The organism is Mycobacterium sp. OTB74 (assembly GCF_029892685.1).
GTDB lineage: Bacteria > Actinomycetota > Actinomycetes > Mycobacteriales > Mycobacteriaceae > Mycobacterium.
On record NZ_JARXVD010000001.1, the window covers coordinates 368,619 to 385,791 of the forward strand.

At 64.1% G+C, this 17,173-nt stretch carries 16 protein-coding genes; 7 read left to right on the top strand and 9 right to left on the bottom strand.

Features of this window, described 5'->3' with window-relative positions:
* Nucleotides 1–18: 18 nt before the first annotated feature.
* On the bottom strand, nt 19–789 hold the full coding sequence (locus tag M2432_RS01800) for a glucose 1-dehydrogenase (protein WP_280825016.1): 771 nt from the start codon (nt 787–789) through the stop codon (nt 19–21).
* 356 nt (nt 790–1,145) lie between these two features.
* On the opposite strand from M2432_RS01800, the gene M2432_RS01805 reads away from it, so the two are divergent.
* From M2432_RS01805 to M2432_RS01815, 3 genes are all read left to right on the top strand, one after another.
* Nucleotides 1,146–1,541, top strand: a complete 396-nt coding sequence (locus M2432_RS01805; RefSeq protein ID WP_280825017.1) for an OB-fold domain-containing protein — start codon at nt 1,146–1,148, stop codon at nt 1,539–1,541.
* On the top strand, nt 1,538–2,722 hold the full coding sequence (locus M2432_RS01810) for a thiolase family protein (protein WP_280825018.1): 1,185 nt from the start codon (nt 1,538–1,540) through the stop codon (nt 2,720–2,722). The genes M2432_RS01805 and M2432_RS01810 overlap by 4 nt, the downstream gene beginning before the upstream one ends.
* Before the next feature lie 95 nt (nt 2,723–2,817).
* Nucleotides 2,818–3,546 carry an enoyl-CoA hydratase-related protein gene (locus M2432_RS01815; protein WP_280825019.1) on the top strand — a complete coding sequence of 243 codons (729 nt, stop codon included), beginning with the start codon at nt 2,818–2,820 and terminating at the stop codon, nt 3,544–3,546.
* Here the strand turns inward: M2432_RS01815 and M2432_RS01820 are convergent, their stop codons facing one another.
* Complete coding sequence (locus M2432_RS01820) at nt 3,547–4,128, bottom strand: TetR/AcrR family transcriptional regulator (RefSeq protein ID WP_280825020.1); 582 nt, start codon at nt 4,126–4,128, stop codon at nt 3,547–3,549.
* A 650-nt stretch (nt 4,129–4,778) separates the two neighbouring features.
* Here M2432_RS01820 and M2432_RS01825 point away from each other — a divergent pair.
* Complete coding sequence (locus M2432_RS01825) at nt 4,779–6,077, top strand: DUF4157 domain-containing protein (protein WP_280825021.1); 1,299 nt, start codon at nt 4,779–4,781, stop codon at nt 6,075–6,077.
* A gap of 323 nt (nt 6,078–6,400) precedes the next feature.
* Here the strand turns inward: M2432_RS01825 and M2432_RS01830 are convergent, their stop codons facing one another.
* The 3 genes from M2432_RS01830 to M2432_RS01840 all read right to left on the bottom strand — a co-directional run bounded on the left by M2432_RS01830 (nt 6,401) and on the right by M2432_RS01840 (nt 7,925).
* Nucleotides 6,401–6,811, bottom strand: coding sequence for a hypothetical protein (locus M2432_RS01830; RefSeq protein WP_280825022.1), 411 nt, complete (start codon nt 6,809–6,811; stop codon nt 6,401–6,403).
* A gap of 198 nt (nt 6,812–7,009) precedes the next feature.
* Nucleotides 7,010–7,435 carry a hypothetical protein gene (locus M2432_RS01835; RefSeq protein ID WP_280825023.1) on the bottom strand — a complete coding sequence of 142 codons (426 nt, stop codon included), beginning with the start codon at nt 7,433–7,435 and terminating at the stop codon, nt 7,010–7,012.
* Between the two features lie 154 nt (nt 7,436–7,589).
* Nucleotides 7,590–7,925 (bottom strand): GerW family sporulation protein, encoded by a 336-nt coding sequence (locus tag M2432_RS01840; RefSeq protein ID WP_280825024.1) that lies wholly within the window; start codon nt 7,923–7,925, stop codon nt 7,590–7,592.
* A 138-nt stretch (nt 7,926–8,063) separates the two neighbouring features.
* Between M2432_RS01840 and M2432_RS01845 the strand changes: the two genes are divergently transcribed.
* Complete coding sequence (locus M2432_RS01845) at nt 8,064–8,642, top strand: nucleoside deaminase (protein ID WP_280825025.1); 579 nt, start codon at nt 8,064–8,066, stop codon at nt 8,640–8,642.
* 19 nt (nt 8,643–8,661) lie between these two features.
* Here the strand turns inward: M2432_RS01845 and M2432_RS01850 are convergent, their stop codons facing one another.
* A complete protein-coding gene (locus M2432_RS01850; RefSeq protein ID WP_280825026.1) occupies nt 8,662–10,614 on the bottom strand; it encodes a glycosyltransferase family 39 protein in 1,953 nt (650 codons plus the stop codon).
* A gap of 205 nt (nt 10,615–10,819) precedes the next feature.
* Here M2432_RS01850 and M2432_RS01855 point away from each other — a divergent pair, with 205 nt between their 5' ends.
* Entirely contained in the window at nt 10,820–11,596 is a 777-nt protein-coding gene (locus tag M2432_RS01855; protein WP_280825027.1) for a DUF2127 domain-containing protein, read from the top strand.
* Here the strand turns inward: M2432_RS01855 and M2432_RS01860 are convergent.
* Genes M2432_RS01860 through M2432_RS01870 form a run of 3 tightly spaced genes read right to left on the bottom strand, consistent with a single transcriptional unit; the run spans nt 11,593 to nt 15,320 of the window.
* The gene (locus M2432_RS01860; RefSeq protein WP_280825028.1) at nt 11,593–13,056 is read right to left on the bottom strand and encodes an AMP-binding protein; all 1,464 of its coding nucleotides are present in this window, start codon (nt 13,054–13,056) and stop codon (nt 11,593–11,595) included. The genes M2432_RS01855 and M2432_RS01860 overlap by 4 nt on opposite strands.
* Nucleotides 13,057–13,064: 8 nt before the next feature.
* Nucleotides 13,065–14,363: a TetR/AcrR family transcriptional regulator gene (locus tag M2432_RS01865; protein ID WP_280825029.1), complete on the bottom strand. Its 1,299-nt coding sequence runs from the start codon at nt 14,361–14,363 to the stop codon at nt 13,065–13,067.
* A gap of 27 nt (nt 14,364–14,390) precedes the next feature.
* The gene (locus tag M2432_RS01870) at nt 14,391–15,320 is read right to left on the bottom strand and encodes an SDR family NAD(P)-dependent oxidoreductase (RefSeq protein WP_280825030.1); all 930 of its coding nucleotides are present in this window, start codon (nt 15,318–15,320) and stop codon (nt 14,391–14,393) included.
* A gap of 91 nt (nt 15,321–15,411) precedes the next feature.
* Between M2432_RS01870 and M2432_RS01875 the strand changes: the two genes are divergently transcribed.
* Complete coding sequence (locus tag M2432_RS01875; RefSeq protein ID WP_280825031.1) at nt 15,412–17,139, top strand: VWA domain-containing protein; 1,728 nt, start codon at nt 15,412–15,414, stop codon at nt 17,137–17,139.
* Nucleotides 17,140–17,173: the final 34 nt, after the last annotated feature.

A 17,173-nucleotide genomic window follows, 5' to 3' on the forward strand; every position in this document is an offset into this window, starting at 1 on the left:
AGCGCGAACTGGTGGAATTCACAGGGTGCGGAACATGCCGCCGTCGACGAGTATTTGAGCGCCGTTGATATAGCTCGCGGCATCGCTGGCCAGGAACACACACAGACTGGCCATGTCGTCTGGAACGCCGATCCGTTTCATCGGATTCATCGCTGCCGCCGCGGCTTGTCCCTCCGGTCCCCAAGCCTTTGAGATGTCGGTGTCGAATGCGCCAGGCATGACGAGGTTGGCGCGGACCTTTGGCGCCCATGCCCCGGCCAGGCCCAGGGTGAGTGCATTCAGTCCCGCCTTGGCCATGGCGTAGGGGAGATCCGCGGTATCCGGGCGAAGCGTGCCCGCCGTCGTGACGTTGATGATCGAGCCGCCATCGCCCTCGGCCATGCGTGACCCGAAGAGAACGGCAAGCCGGAACGGTCCGCGGGCATTGACGGCTTGGACCTTGTCGTACAACTCCTGGGTTACGGACGTGAGGCTGTCGTAGACCGGTGACATTCCAGCGTTGTTGATCAGCACGTCGCAGCGGCCGAAATGCTGATAGACGGCCTGCAGCAGTGCGTCGGCGTCTTCCCATTTGCCGACATGGCAGCCCACAGGAAGCGCGCGACGGCCGGTGGCGGCTTCGATCTCCTTGGCGGCGGTCTCGCAGCCTTCCAGCTTGCGGCTGGCGATCACCACATCAGCTCCGGCCATCGCGAAGCCTTCGGCGACCGCGCGTCCGATGCCCCTACTACCGCCCGTGATCACGGCGACCTTGCCGGTCATATCCATCAGCTCGGTCAGGGCCTTCATGGACGCATCCACTCCTGTCGGTTCGATGCACACGAACCTGGCTATGGCGCTCGCACACAATGCATATGGCGACTCCACATTGAGGCTGACGTCCGCTCATCATCAACAAAATCTCTAGGCCAGCTAACAGCAGATAGCAGACCGAGTCAACTATTTGTTTTCGTGCTTTCGGAGTGCTTCGCATCGCCGTGCGGTCAGTCACTGTGTTGCACCCTAGGCATGTGACTAATCGGCGGGAGCTCATTGTGGTGGTGGTCGGCATTGCGCAGTTTGCAAACAGTCATTTTCACCATGCTGTACGGTGGCGCTGTCGGCCGTGGTGTCGCGGCTGAGGTCCGATGAGGAGGAGAGTTGCCATGCGGGTACTACCGACGTTGGAAGAGGTGAGTGCCTTTTTCTGGACCAGCGGCCGGGATGGCAAGCTGCGGTTTCTGCAGTGTCCTGAGTGCGCATATCTGATTCATCCTCCGACCCCGCGCTGTCCGCACTGCTTGGCCGCAGACCCGGTGCCGGCAGAGGTCAGCGGGCGTGGCGTGGTCTACAGCTTCACGGTCAATCACCAACCTTGGGACGGCACCGCTGATCCGTATGTGATTGCTTCCGTTGCGATTGACGAGCAACCCGAGCTGCGGCTCACGACCAATCTCGTTGAGGTCGATCCCGAGTCGGTATGCATCGGAATGCGCGTCGAGGCTCTCTTTCAAGACCATGACCCTGTTTTCCTGCCCGTCTTCCGGCCGGTCGTCGAATGAGCGGGGCGGAACGACGTGCCATCATCTCAGGCATCGGGCAATCCGATGTAGGGCGTCGACTCGGCCGTGGTGGACTGGACCTGACGATCGATGCCGCGCTCGAGGCCATCGCCGATGCCGGCCTCGAAGTCTCCGACATCGACGGGCTGGCAACGTATCCCGGTGGAGTGTCCGCGCCACCCGGGTACGCCGGGCCGGGAACACCGGCTTTGCAGGATGCACTGCGACTGTCCCTGAATTGGCACAGTGGCGGCCCCGAGGGACCGGCGCAGCTTCAGGCCATCGTCAACGCGGTCATGGCAGTCGCGACAGGCTTGGCCCGTCATGTCCTCGTCTACCGAACGGTGACTGAGGCGACTGCTCAGGGGAACGCGCCGAGGGCAGGCCTCGGGGTGGGGACCAGTGGAGTCGGCGGGGACCTTCAGTGGATGTTGCCGTTCCGCGCGTATTCGGCCGCAAACTGGATGGCGATGTATGCGCAGCGCCACAGCCACGAGTTCGGCACCAGCCGAGAGCAATTGGCTCAGATCGCACTCAACGGGCGCGCCAACGCGGCACGTAATCCGCGCGCGGTTTACCGTGAGCCGCTGTCATTGGAACAGTATCTCGCTTCGCGCATGGTTTCTTCGCCGTTCTGTCTCTACGACTGCGACGTTCCGGTTGACGGTTCTACAGCAGTCGTAGTGTCTGGGGCCGAACACGCAACGGCTGTCGACCATCCAGTAGCGCGAGTAGAAGCCGTGGGCACCGCCTTGCGTGGACGTCCGTCGTGGGACCAGTGGGATGACATGACGACCATGGCGGCTCGCGATGCCGCGGCTCACATGTGGTCGCGCACGGAGCTGGGTCCGGACGACGTGGACTTCGCTGAACTCTACGACGGCTTTTCGTTTCTCACCATGGCGTGGCTGGAAGCCCTCGGGTTCTGTGGCCAGGGCGAGAGCGGGCCCTTCATTGAAGGCGGGAAGCGGATATCACTGGACGGCGAACTACCGATCAATACCCACGGAGGGCAGCTATCTGCAGGCAGGCTGCACGGTTTCGGATTCGTTCATGAAGCGGTGTTGCAACTGCGCGGTGAAGCCGGCGAGCGTCAGGTGCGCGGCCGCCCGGAAGTCACGGCGGTGTCCAATGGCGGGGGTCCCCTGGCTGGCTGCATGTTGTTGACGAAGCTCGGCTAGGTCCGTGGTGGAATCCAATGACATTTGTGATCAGTGATTTTGATATGAAGCGCCAATAGCGAAGTGTGGCACCGCACTATGAGCAAGGGATTCGCATGAGTCTGAAAGAAACCATTGCTGAGGGTGTAGCGTGGCTGACACTTGACAGCCCAGAACGACTCAACGCTTTCACAGGCAGTGACTACCGCGATCTTCGTGTTGTCCTCCAGCGGGCACTGGCTGCCCCTTCAGTCCGGGTGATTGTCCTTACCGGCAGCGGACGGGCGTTCTCGGCCGGAGCGGATCGTTCGTTAGTGGACGGAACGGCCTCACCATCAGAGCTGGAGCGCGCGGGAGCCGAGTTTGCCGCCATGCTTGACATCCTTGGTCGCTGCGAAAAGCCAATCATCGCAGCGGTAAATGGATTGGCAGTCGGGATCGGATGCACCATGCTTCTTTATTGCGATCTGGTGCTGATGGGCGAGTCGGCACGATTGCGATTACCGTTCACCGCCCTGGGCATGGTGCCCGAAGCTGGTAGCTCGGCACTGCTGCCGGCACGCGCTCGATGGGCAGACACCGTGTGGGCGATGCTTTCCGGCGAGTGGATCGACGCCCAAACGGCCTATCGCATGGGCATCGCCTGGCAGGTTGTCCCGGAATCCGAGCTGGTCGATTCGGCTGGGAAAGCGGCGTCCACCATCGCGGCGCTTGATCCCGCTGCTGTCGCGGGGACCAAACGGCTACTGATCGCGGGTAGAGCCGATGTGGCGCGCGGTGCGATGGACCGCGAAATCGCTGAAATGGCTGCACTGTTCGGGCATCGGGGCGGTAATTGCGGGTGATCAAGTGTGAGCTCGATCGGGGTTTCCTGTACCAGGGTGGGGTAAAGCCAATGCTGGCCACGCGAAGCGCATGACGTGTTCTCTGGCGGCTCGGCGAGTTCGGCGACGCCCCAGGATCCCGACGGCAGTACTGACCAGTGCCACTATTGTCATGGCGTCCTCATGGGCATTGGGCGAGTGCATGACCCCCGCTCGGTGACCGGCACGTAGCACCTTTACCAAGGGGCGGACCACAACCTGTTGCAGCTCTTTGTGCGCGGCTGAGACGGCTGGAGACGTCCGCGGCCCGAGTGACATGTAGAGCGTAGTTCGGCGAGCCCGTTTCGATTCGTAGAAGACGGCCAGGTATTGATCGAGCCATGTTGTCAGCGCCGTGACAGGATCGCCGGCATGGGCGACAGCGTGTTCTAGCGACCGCCCGACGAGGTCAGCATCGCGACGCATCAGTGCGATGAGAAGAGCCTCTTTCGAGTCGAAATGACGGTAGAACGAACGCGTCGACAGATTCGCTTCCGCGAGAATGTCGGCTACGGCGACCTCGAGGTAATCCCCCTGCGTGATCAGGGTGAGTGCCGCGTTCATGAGAAGCGCTCGCTCGGTTTCGCCGTCCAACTGCCGGGGTCGACCCGGGCGAGAAGACAGCTGTTCACTCGACGGCATATCGCGCCCTAGCCAGCATCTAGATATTGCATACGGCCATTTTCGATACTCTCACGACGTCGCATGCCACTCGGCGGTAGTTAGCTCACCGTCGGGGCTGTCCTCGTGCGACTTGGGGGGCATCATTCATGCATTTTGCCAAACCACCCGTACTTCCTGTGAACGAGGTCTCAAGGTCCGAACTTGGTTCGGAAGCCGTCGCGAGGTCACCACAGGCCACCCATCTGTGCCGCACAGTGCCGGTAAGGCGTTGGCATGCTTGCATCAGAGCAGTTTTTTGTTTGTCGACACGATCGTGGCCGCGCCAATTGTCCCAACGTTGTTAGGCGGTTGGGGTGGCCGGTGGGGGTTTCGGTGACGTGGTGGTGACGTGGTGGGGGTAGACCACTAGCGTGATGCGGCGGGCGGTGCCGGTCGAGCAGACTTCCCGACAGACAGCTGGTTGTGCGGCGGCTGGTGGACCCTGCGCGACCGGGTCGGCGGGGGCGCAAAGTGTGCAGCATATTGTTCGGCCTTCTCAGGTGGGGTTGGGCGCGTCCGGGTGGGGGACTGGGGCACAGTTGGCAGGCCCAATGGTCCCGTCGTTGGCCGGTGTGGTCGGGGATTTCGGTGAAATGCCGGTGGTTGCAGCGGGTTTGGGGGCGCGGCCCGTGCCGTCGGCGGTTGCGTTGCGGGGTGGGCTTCAGCCCAAGTTGGCCGTCGGCGCGGTGGATGATCCGTTGGAGCATGAGGCGGATCGGGTTGCCGAGCAAGTGATGCGTATGCCTGACCCGGGTGGTCATGTGTCGGCGGGGGCTGTCCAGGTCAGCCGCAAGTGCGACGGGTGTCGGGAGGAGGAAGAGAAAGAGGAGAAGAAGGAAAACCCCGTGCAGCTCAAGGCGAGCGTGGCGGCAAGCGGGGCTGTCGGTGGCGAGGCGCCTGAGATCGTGGGTGATGTTGTTGGTTCGTCAGGTCGGCCTCTGGATGAGGGAAGTCAGATGTTTTTCGGGCCGCGCTTTGGGCGTGGTTTCGCCGATATCAGAATCCACACCGATGCGGTGGCTACGGAGTCGGCGCGCAGTGTGGGTGCGTTGGCCTACACTGTGGGGCGTCATATCGTGTTCGGTGCGGGCCAATATGCGCCCAGCACCGGTGCCGGAAAGGCTCTGCTGGCACACGAATTGGCGCACACGGTGCAACAAACCCACCACATCAACACACCACCCGTGGTGTCCCGCCGAGTCGGCGCGGTCACCTGCCCGTCCAATCAATTCGGCGCTCCCGCCGACCCGCGCGCTGACCTCGAGACCGCGGACGCGCGCGCCATCAACCTCGCCACGCAGATGGCCCAAGGGCTAGCTGCCGATGCGCAGGCCGTGCGGGGCGGAATCCCGGACCCGCCGTCGGCGACGCTGCAAGCATTCGAGGACCACTTCGGCTTGCCGATCGCGTCCGGCACCGGCTTCCTCAACCGGATGACGGGCATCGTACGGGCGTCGCGCGAAATAGCGTTAAGTGAAGAGTTGTCGGTGGTTTCGGCCAGGTTCGCCGCCGTGGCGCGCCTGATGGGCCAGGGACTGAATTACCGTTGTCCCGGGAACGCGCCGCTGACACTGCAGGGTTGCACGGCCGGATCCTGTGCTGACGGTGACGCATTCAGCTGCCCCGGCAACAGTTTGGTGGCGCTATGTCAGGGCTTTTGGGCCTTCGACGACACCGGACGCGCACAGGTCCTCATTCATGAGAGTCTGCACATTGCGTTCCCAGGGATTCTCGACGCCACCACCAGAGGACCCGGCCGCAACTTCAACATCTCCGGTTGTTATGAGGCGCTGATTGCTGACCAAACAGGCACCCAGACCGCGACCTGTCCGGACGTTCCCGGCCCTTGAAATCGCACGGTCAGCACAAGCGACACAACACTGTCCAACTGCTGGCCTGGATGCAGGGCGAGCAGCGTCGAGCTGTTGGCGGACGATCCGCTCGGCAGTAGCCGCGAGCGGGCCGACGACGGTTACAGCCGCTGGGCTTCACCGCCACCCACGAGGGCTTCAAGATCGCGCTGTAGCAATCGGTTGCCGGCCAGAAGTCCGGCCCCAGTGAGCCAAATTGCGGTACAGCCAGCAGCGAACACAACGACGTTGCCAACAGGCTCACACCACGGCAAACGTAGTTAGACGGAGAATCGGTTGTTGTAGCGAATCGTCTTGCCGCGCTAGAACGTAGCAGTCAACGGTCCGAGTAGTTGGCACTGGCGCGGTGGTTGGTTGATGCCGGACCAGCCGGCGCAGCCGCGGCCGGTGGCGGTATAGGTTGCGCCGGGATGGTACGGCGTATACACCCGCGCCGGATCATCGCCGTTGCCCTGCATGCACTCAATGGCGTCGCCGTGGCGCTGCACGCAGGCCACACTTTGGCGAGGGCTGGCCGGGAACCCACAGGCCGACGGGCTCACTGACGCGGTCACCATGGTCGCGCCGCCGACTTGGACGATTTCAGGACTTGACAGCGTGTACGAGCACGGTGGCTCCGGTTCGGGATTGGCAAGCGCGACCCCAGAACTGGCGAGCCCAACGGCTACCGCCACGGCCCCCGCCACCGACAGAACCACACCGGTTCGCGCCATGTCTTAATGGTAGTTCACCAGGCGATTCGCGGTGCGAGTTCTCTCTGATCCTTCGATCTTGGGATCGTCACTTACGAAGGAGTTACCAGCCCCAGCGCCACGGCGGCCGATGGTGCCCTCGTAAGTGTTTGAAATCCCCGGCCGGACGACGGCTGCCACCCCGTCACGTCTGGCGGGGTGGCAGCGGTGTCCGCTGTGCTAGAGCCGAACGAATGCGCTTCCTTGAGCGTCCCAGACACCCCATGTACTCAAGTCAGGGTTCCAGACGACCGGAAGGCCTACGGCCCAATCCGGAGCGGGGGGTGCGGGTGGAGTACCCATCGGTGGTACCGCCGGGACCGTCACCCACGCCGGCACAGCGGTGTACGGAACGCGGTCCTGCGGCATCGGCCCGCCGTGCCCAGGGGGTGGGAGATAGCCATGTCCCGCTGGGAGCGGATTGCCAGGCATCCCGGCGTTCGCGCCGAGGTCGGGAACGCCCGGGGTAGGTACGCCGGGGCTGGGAATCGGCGGCGGCATCGGGCTGAACGGATCGGCGTGGGCGAGGCCCGCGCCGAGCCCGAGACCCGCCATGCCGAGCAGGCTTGTGGCGACTGCACGCGCTGCGGTCTTCTTAAAAGTCATGCGTGGAACTCCTTGCGTGTGCTCGTGAATGGCGAAATCGTCCGGCCGCGCGTACCGCCACGGCAGGAGATTCCACGACCCCCGCACACCGCATACCCGAATGCGGAACTGTCAAACCCCTTAGATCGGGGTGAGCGCCGGGCGAACCGCGCTGTCAGCGAGCGCGCAGCGCAACCGAGTTCCCGTGAGCAGACAAATCAGGCCACGGCGGCCGCCGTAGTACGGCCAGGCTGGCTATCACCGCCGACAGTAGACCGGTCAGCACACCCAGGACGGCAATCCGGTTGACATCGACAACGGGCACCCAGGTGGCCTGCCCGTTGTGGATGACGAATACGCCGAGCGGTTTGGTGGTGGCATCGGCGCCTACGCCGTTGACTTTGGCAGTGGGGACGATGGTGGCACCGTCTGGAGTCTGATAGGGCGCAGCGAATACCCGTCCCGCTGCGTCTTGGTCGAGGTGCTCGAGAAACGCTTCTGGATTCTGCATGGTCGTGCCTCCCGCGTGTGGCTGGGTGTCCCGGTTGGACACAACAGGTGGCCACCCGAATAACCTGTTGGCTGCCAGAGTAGGCCCGGTGTCCAGATCGGTGATTTCGTGGCCGTGCGGTCTTTAGAATCCCCGGCTATGCCGAACCTGCGTCGTCGGACTCTGTTGCTTGGTATCGGTGCCTTCGCCGGCAGCGCCGGGGTGTTCGGCGGTAGCCCGGCGGGCGCGCAACCGGCACCGGACACCACATCGGATCTCGCTCTGCTCCGGCGCACATTCGCGTTGGCCGAGGATGCCGGGCGCCGCGGGGGCGCTCCCTATGGCGCGTTGGTGGCTGACGCCGCCGGGACCGTGATCGCCGAACACGGCAACACGTCAGCGGTCGACAATGGTGATCCCACCCAGCACGCCGAACTGATGGTCAGCACATCTGCGTGGCGCGCACTGGGTGACGATGGCATGAATCGGGCGACGTTGTACGCCAGCACCGAGCCATGCACCATGTGTGCTGGCGCGGCGTACTGGTCCGGCATCGGCACGGTGGTCTATGGGCTTTCGAACCTGCGGCTCTTCGAATTCTCCCACGACCAGCCTGGACGGACGTCGTTCGCCCTGCCATGCCGTGACGTGCTGCTGCACGGCCAGCGACCCATCACAGTCGTCGGCCCATTGCTGGAAGACGAAGCGGCGCAGGTCCACCAGGGCTACTGGCACTGACTTGCGCCCGGCATCGTGGCTACTGTCTGTGCTGCGCTGCGGTCAGGTCGTAGTACGTCACTCCGTCGACGGTGGCGGCGGTGAAATTCTGCTTGACCCAATCGGCGATCTTGGTGCCTTCGGTCGGCGATCGATCAGGTTGTGGCGCAGCACCTTCACCCGGAGCGCCGGGTCCTGCGCCCTTCGGCTGCCCGCCCGGACCGTGAGACGCGATGTAGTAGTGAATCTGGCCCTTGGCGACGTATTCCTGGAACTGTGCCAACGTCGGCGAGGGGTCACTACCGATGAACCCGCCGACCGGCATGACCGGATTACCCGATGCCAACTGGTAGTCGGCGGCCCCGTTTGATCCATTGGTCGCCGCGGCCCAGGTGTAACTGCCTGAGTTCTTGAGCAACTGCACCAGGCTGGCGCTCGGTGCTTTATCGAAATCCTTTGGCGGGCCGGGGAAATGCTGCCCGGGAAGCTGCGGGCCCGCCGTCACGATGCCGCCATTGTGCGGGGTTGCGACTGTTTGGACGCAGTAGGCCAACGGCCCCGCCAGGGTCGCTGCAGCGGCCAATCCGGCCGCCCAGTACGCGAACCGGGCGTCACGCAACGCGCCGAGAACCGGCAGCCCGGTGGCGACAATGCCGACCACCAGGATCACCCACCGCAACCAGGGCACGAAATCCGGTGTGCGACCGAGTAATACCCAGGACCAGATAGCGGTCAGGGCGACTGTCCCGGCCAGTGCCAGTGCAACCCAATTCGTCGAGCGCCGCTGCCACATCACACTGGCACCGATGCCGACCAATGCGGCGATCGCCGGCGACAGCGCCATGGTGTAGTAGTCGTGGTACATGCCGGACATGAAGCTGAATACCGCGCCGGTACCCAGCAACCAGCCGCCCCACGCCAGGTACTGCGCGCGTCGAAGATCAGTACGGGATGCCCTGCCGCACAGGATGATTCCTACGACCAAGAAGATCAATGCGGCAGGCAGCAGCCACGAGATCTGAGCCCCTGATTCACCGGTGAACTGTCGGATGATGCTGGGATCGGAACTGAATGGGAAGCCGTGTTTGCCACTCGGCGGTGTGGGGGCTCCTGGCGGCGGTGCAGGGAATCCGCCGTGATCGCTGCTCAGCCGCGATATTCCGTTGTAGCCAAAGGTCAGGTTGAGGAAGCTGTTGTCGGTCGAACCGCCGACGTAGGGCCGGTTGGCCGCGGGTGTCAACTCCACCAGAGCAACCCACCAGCCGCCCGCCACCACCATGGACGCCAGTGCGGCCAACAGCTGGAGCAGTCGGGTACGCAGGCGCGGCGGGCCCGCGATCAGGTAGGTCAGCGCCAGGCTTGGAACAACCAACATCACCTGCAATTGCTTTGTCAGAAAACCGAATCCGACCAGGGCGCCGCACAGCGTCAGCCATCGGGTGCGACCGTCCTCGACCGCACGCAGCAGGGCCCCGACGGCGCCGATCATGAGCAGCACGAGCAGCGCATCGGGGTTGTCGTAACGGAACATCAGGGTGGCGACCGGCGTGAGTGCTAGTGCAGTACCGGCGATCAACCCTGCGCCTGGGCCGAACTGGCGTCGCACGATCATGTACAGCAATGCCACCGAGGCGACCCCGATCAGCACCTGCGGCAGCAGTATCGACCAGGTATTGACGCCGAAGATTCTGGCGCTGATCTCCATTGGCCACAACGATGCAGGCGGCTTGTCCACGGTGATGGAGTTGGCGGCGTCCGAGGAACCGAACAGGAATGCCTTCCAGCTTTTGGTTCCGGCCTGCACGGCGGCGGCATAAAAGGCGTTGGCCCAGCCCATTCGGCTCAGTGTCACAGTCCAGAAGGCGGCGGTCGCCACCAGCAGCGCGGCCAGCCCCGGGCGTGCCCAGCGTGGGTCGGCGGGTGCCGGATCGGCCGCAGCGGTTTCCACGTCTTGCGTCGGACGCTCGGTCAGGTTCTGCAACATGTGTTTCATGATCTGTGAATTACCTGGGCCGAAAATTGGCTGAACCTTAGTCAAACCTATGAATGGTGGCTGGCGGGCGGTTTCGTCTTGACGAGAGAAGGTCGAGCAAACCTGCAGTTAGATGGTCGGAAACACGGCGTGGCCCGAGCATTTTCTGCGATGGCAGGCACCGATTGACAAGGGATCAGGTCGGTGGGGCGGTTACGGTACTGCCATGGTGAACTTCGCCCTTCGCTCCTGCGGTCTGCGCGGCCACGCCACGTTTGCACCGGATGAGCCCGAACTGGCTGCACGGCTGCATGTGCAGACTCCGGTCGGGGAGGCATGGCGTTGCTTGCGCTGCGAGACGTTTGTGGTCGGCCCGCCCAGAGGTCATGGGCCCGCCGAATCGGCCCCGGAGGTTCCGCGTGGCCGCCTGTTGCGCGATCGGGTGCTGATGCGGCTGCTGGCCGTCGAACGGGTGTTTCGTGCCATCGTGTTGTTCCTCCTGGCTTATGGGGTGATCAAGGTGCGGGCGAGCCGGGAGCATCTCCAAGACACTTTCAAGAAGGACCTGCCTTTGCTTCGCCCACTTGCCGACCAGCTCGGTTGGAACATGGACAGCTCCAAGATCATCCGGCACATCAACGACGCCTTTACCTTGTCGCCGACGACAATGTTGTGGATCGCTGCCGGCTTTGCGCTCTACGCCACAATCGAACTGGTTGAAGCCGTTGGACTGTGGGGCATGTGGCGCTGGGGTGAATACTTCGCGGTGGTGGCGACCGGGGTGTTCTTGCCGCTGGAGATCTATGAGCTGACCGAGAAGGTGACGGTGCTTCGCCTCGGCGCGTTCCTGATCAACGTCGCCGCCGTCGTCTGGTTGTTGTGGAGTAAGCGCCTGTTCGGCCTCAACGGAGGTGGCAAGGCTTATCACGAGGAACATCAGACCGAGAGTCTGCTGAGCGTCGAGCGAGCCGGTGTCGCGATGGCCGCTGAGCCCCCTGGCTAGCTGAAGTGGGTCTGAAGCTGTTCGCGCAGAGCCTGTTTGGCGATCTTGCCGTTGGTGGTCAGGGGGAGCGCCTCGACGAACAGCACGTGCCGCGGACGCTTGAACGCCGCAATATGGTTTCGAACGTGGGAGATGAGGCTGTCGGCTTCGGGGTGGGCACCAGGACGTGGCACCACCACGGCGCAGATCGCTTCACCCCAGTAGTCGTCGGGAACCCCAACAACGGCAACTTGATCCACGTCCCGGTGGCTGGACAGCACGTCCTCGACTTCCCGTGAAGATACGTTTTCCCCGCCGGTGATGATGATGTCCTTCAGGCGGTCGGAAACTATCAACCTGCCGCCATCGTCGATTCGCCCGACATCGCCGGTATGCAGCCAACCGTCCTCGGTTGCCGGCGTGTTCGGCCAGTAAGCCACCGCAACTTGCGCTCCGCGGACCAGAATTTCGCCATCGGATGCGATTCGGATCTGCACCTCGGAGTGCGGCCGGCCGGCCGTGGCCAAAGCAGCGGAGTCCCCAGCTGCACCCAGACGATGTTCTTCTGGGCCGAGAAACGTGATGTTGCCACCGGTTTCGGTCATCCCATAGCCCTGATGGAATCCGACGTCGAGGCGATCGAGCGCGCGGCGCAGGAGATCGGCGGGAATCGCGGAAGATCCGTAGGCGATGTCGCGCAGCGTCGGCAGTTCGATACCGGTCGCGTCCAGATGGGCCAGCAGGCTGTGCAGCATCGTCGGGGCCAGCGAGCATGACGTCACCTGATGGGCGTTGACCGCGGCGGCGAATGACTCTGGCCGATAGGTCGCGACTGGCAGCACCGTCGACTGAGCACCGTGATGCACCAGCATGTTGTAGCCGGCGATGTGGCACATCGGGAACGGTAGGAGGTAGACCCCACCGGGCCGCACCGAACGTCCGGCAATGGTGCCGTGTACCGCGGTGGCAATCGAACGGTGGCTGTGCACAACGCCTTTCGGCGTACCCGTGGAGCCGCTGGTGAACAGTAGCCAGGCCGGGCTATCGGGGTCGGGTTGGTCCGCGACCGGATGGTCATGCTGGGCGTCAACCCATTGCTGATCGTCAAAACCGATGGCGCCGGGCCGGCCGAGAGCATCCAGAAAACGCCGGTCACCCAGCACCATCGCAGGCGTCACGGTGGCCAGTTGTGCGCGCTGTTCGTCGGTGCTGAGCCGTTGATTGATCAGCACCAGGATGCGCCCGGCACGCGGCACCGCGTAATAGAGCAGTGCGTAGTTCGGGCTGTTGTCGGCGATTACCGCTATCCGATCGCCGAGCCGAGTGTGTGCGGCAACCCAGCCCGCGACGGCGCCGATCGCTCGATCGAACTGGGCGAATGTGGTGACTGTGCCATCCTCTGCGATGATCGCGGGCCGATCGGGCACTGTGGCAGCTGCGGCGGACACCAGCTCGTGAATACGGTTGGGGCGCACCGTCATACCGCAGATCAGCGTTTCTTCTTGGTGACGCCGCGCAGCAAGGTGTCTCGCACAAGTAGATGAGCATCCCGGACGCCTAGGTCGTGCAGGATGTTCTCCGGAACCCAGCCGACACCGATGACGGAGCGCGCGAGCATCTCGTTCGAGGAACCGTCGACGGCGATATCACCGGACTTGATTCCTTCTGCCAGTAGTGTTTTCATCTCCCGGACCCGAGTAGCGAACAACCAACCGGGGTTTGCGGTGTTCGGCGGCGACTGTCGCATCCAGGCCAGTTGTATCCGGAACTCGTCGCCGAAGTGAGCCAGGGCATTGGTGTTAATCCAGCTCAGCGCATCGATTTTCGCGGTCGCGGTGGCTTCCGTCGCTAATACGTTGACCCACCCGGTCGCGACCTTCTCGCCGAACGACTGCATGATGGACATCAGCAGTTCCTCTTTGGAGCCGATCAGCCGGTACACCGTGCCGGTACCCATCTCGGCGGCTGCCGCGATATCTCGCACCGTGGTGCCCTCATAGCCCCGCCTGCCGAACTCGGCCTTGGCCACCGCCCGGATGTGCGCGGACTTGTCGTCGGGGGCTGATTCGGCGTCGTCATGCCACGAGCGCACCAATGTGTCAGCAGCCAGGAAGGCCGCTGAGCGGTCCAGCTCTCGATCGGTCAGTGGCCGGGCGGAGATACCCTCCAGCATGATCCGGCACAGGAGCCTGGCCACCCGGTCGGTGCGGGCGTTGTGTCGCAAGACATCCAGACCAACCTGCAGCATGGTCTGACAGATCCGGTCGGCCAGCACAGCCAGATCAACGTCGGCGCGCAGGTACCCGCTCCATTTGGCGGCACGCAGCGTTTGGAGCATCGCCTCCAGGATCGCCGTCGGCCGCTGCTGGGCCAGCGCCTCCAATTCGGGCTTGGCACTTGGCCCCTCGTAGAACGACATCTGTAGTGCCGCTCGGTTGGCGACGGCGCAGGACGCAATCGCGACACCGAGTTCGGCTATCCGGTCGAAGGGCGGACGCGGATCGGGTTCATCGATCCGGGCCAGGGTGCGCGCAGCGATGGCATCGAGCTCGGCGTGGTAGCGGCGCAACAGCTCGACCAGGATGGCTTCTTTGGATTCGAAATGGTGGTACAGGCTGCCCGGCAGGATGCCGGCGGCGGCCGCGATGTCCTGCAACGAGGTGCGTAGTCCGGAGGTTGCGATCAACGATGCCGCGGTCTGCAGAATTTCGGTGCGACGGGTGCCCTCATCGAAGGCATGGCCGGCCTCGCCACCCACCACCACACCTCCCATGAACCGGTCAGACATCGCGCTCACGGTACCAATGGATCGTGGTCAACCTGTGATGCCGAGCCGCTGGCACACTCCGAACACCTCTTCGTATATGGACCCGGGCACGGTGTAGGGCTCCAGTGCAGCGATCTGATCCATCTGGGCGGCGACGTCATCGGCGGTCGGATTGCTGTCCGGTTGGGACAGCCAACCGTCGGCCAGGCCGGTGAATACCCGGGCGAACCGGCCGCCGCAGGCCGAGTAGTTGTGGTGGGTGACCTCGCATGACCTGCTGGCCAGGTAGACCACCAGCGGCGTCACCAATTCGGGCCGGATCGCACCGAAGAACCCGGATTCGTCGAGGGCTTTGGGGTCACCCAGTGTTTCGGTGACCATTCGCGACACGCCGAATGGCAGCACGGTATTGGCCAGGATTCCGTGCTGTGCGCCCTCCAGCGCGATCACGTTGGTAAGGCCGATCAGTCCGGACTTGGCTGCTGCATAGTGCGCCTCGAGGTGCTGCCCGAACGCTCCGGCCGACGAGGCGATGAATACGAACCGGCCGTAACCCTGCTCTTTCATCACCCGGAAAGCGGCTTGGCTGACGAAGAATCCGCCGTCCAGGTGGGTGGCCAGCATTCGGCGCCACTGCTCGGCGCTGAGCTCGTCGAACGGCACGCTGGTGAAGATGCCGGCATTGCTGACCACCGCGTCGAGCCGGCCGAAGCGCTCCACAGCGGCGGCGACGATCGCCTGGCCACCCTCGGGGGTGTCCACCGAGTCCTGTGATGCCACCGCGGTGCCGCCGGCGGCGACGATCTCGTCCGCCACATGTTGGGCGACGCTGGTGTCGCTGCCCTCGCCGTGCATCGAGCCGCCGATGTCGTTGACCACCACAGCGGCCCCGCGGCGAGCGAATTCCAGCGCATACAACCGACCCAGACCACGTCCGGCGCCGGTGACCACCACGACCTGATCGGCGAAGTCGATCATCACACCCCCTTGTTGACTGCGGTTGGCACGGACCCTACGGTGGAACAGATATTTGGTCAACGTTGACGAAGCTCAAGGGGACGCGCTGAGAATGGTCGATGCGGTCGATGTCCCGGATGGCGACGGCGAAAACCGCAGTCGGCCAGAACGACTCGCGATGCTGGCGTCTGCGCTGGCCGGGCGCACGGTGGCAACTGCAGACGGTGTGCCCGGGGAACCCTCCTGGACTGACGGGGTGACGATCTTCCTGGATCCCGAGGCTCTCCCGGCGGCCCAGCTCGAATCACTCGTCGTCCAGGCGTCCCTGCTGGCCGGCGGTGCCCTGGAGCCCACGATCATGCGTAGGCTTTCCCGGCGGCCGGCGCTGACGAGGCGTTACCTTGCTGTCGAGGGGCGGCGGGCACTGGCCTCCAACGCCGCGCTGCTGCCTCCGGCGGTGCGGCCCTTCCTGGCACGGCACCGTAGTCATCCCGAAATTGCAACGCCGGCAGAGTCTTTGGCTGTCGCAGCTGAATCGCGGTCGATCGCCGATCCACCACCGAGCTTCGGTGCCATCCGGGTACAGGCGCTGCTGAAACACGCCGAGCACTCGGCACACGGTTCGCGGCTGCCCCGGGTTAGCACAAGCCAGATGAATGACAGTGCTGCATTGGATCCGGACCCTTCCAATACCGGTGCCGACCCGCTGTCCAGCCCGGTCGGTGCGGGTGGAGCCATCGGCAAATTGCTCGGACGGTTGACCAGTGGGGTGCGCCGGATCGGCGGCGGAGGCGAGCCCAATGGTGGCGGTCAAGGACTACACACCGGCCGGGTCAATGGCGCCGGCGGGGTAGTGGCTACCGCTGCGACCCGGACCCGGTCAGGCGCTGCGCCAGGTGACGGGCAGTCCGGCGAATTGCGTTATCCGGAATGGGATCTGCACCGCGCCGGCTACAAGGCCAACTGGTGCACTGTCATCGAGCAGGAACCGGCGCAGGAATCTCATTCCATGCTGGCGCCGCCGCCAGAGACCCATCAGCTGCGTCGGGCGCTGATCAGGTTGGGTGTCGGCCTGCAACGGTGCGGCCGACAGCGCCAGGGCGATGACATCGACATCGACGCGGCTATCGAGTCCAGAGTGCAGGTCCTGGCAGGCGCGGCCGCTGATCAGGACGTGTATGTGGACTTCTTGCGCCGGAAACGAGAGCTGGCAGTGCTACTGCTGCTCGATGTATCCGGCTCGGCCAAAGAACCCGGCAGTGGTGGACGCCCGGTGCACGAGCACCAATGTGCCACGGCTGCTGTGCTGGCGCAGACCTTGCACGAGCTGGGAGACCGGGTGGCGCTGTACACCTTCTGCTCGCAGGGCCGGTCGTCGGTATACGTGACGCCGCTCAAACGGTTCGACGAGCACATGGGTGGCAACGTGTTGGGCCGGCTCGGCGCGCTGGTGCCGGGGGGATATTCCCGACTGGGTGCCGCCATCAGGCACGGGGCGGCCGTCATGACTGACACCGCCGGCAGTAGCCGCCGACTGCTGGTCGTGATCACCGACGGCTTGGCGTATGACCACGGCTACGAACGTGATTACGGTGCCGCCGATGCCCGCCGGGCGCTGGCCGAGGCACGGCGCGAGGGCATCGGTTGCCTGTGCCTGACCGTCGGTGCCGGTACGGACACGGCGGAGTTGCGGCGGGTGTTCGGCAGCACTGCACATGCGTCGATTCCCGGTGTCGGTGATCTGAGCAGCGTGCTCGGACCGTTGTTCCGGTCGGCGCTTGGATCAGCCGATCTGCGCAACCGGATTTCACGCCGACCAAAGGCGGGCGCCAATGCTTGAACCTAATATCTGTTCCGCGTTACCATGCGTGCGT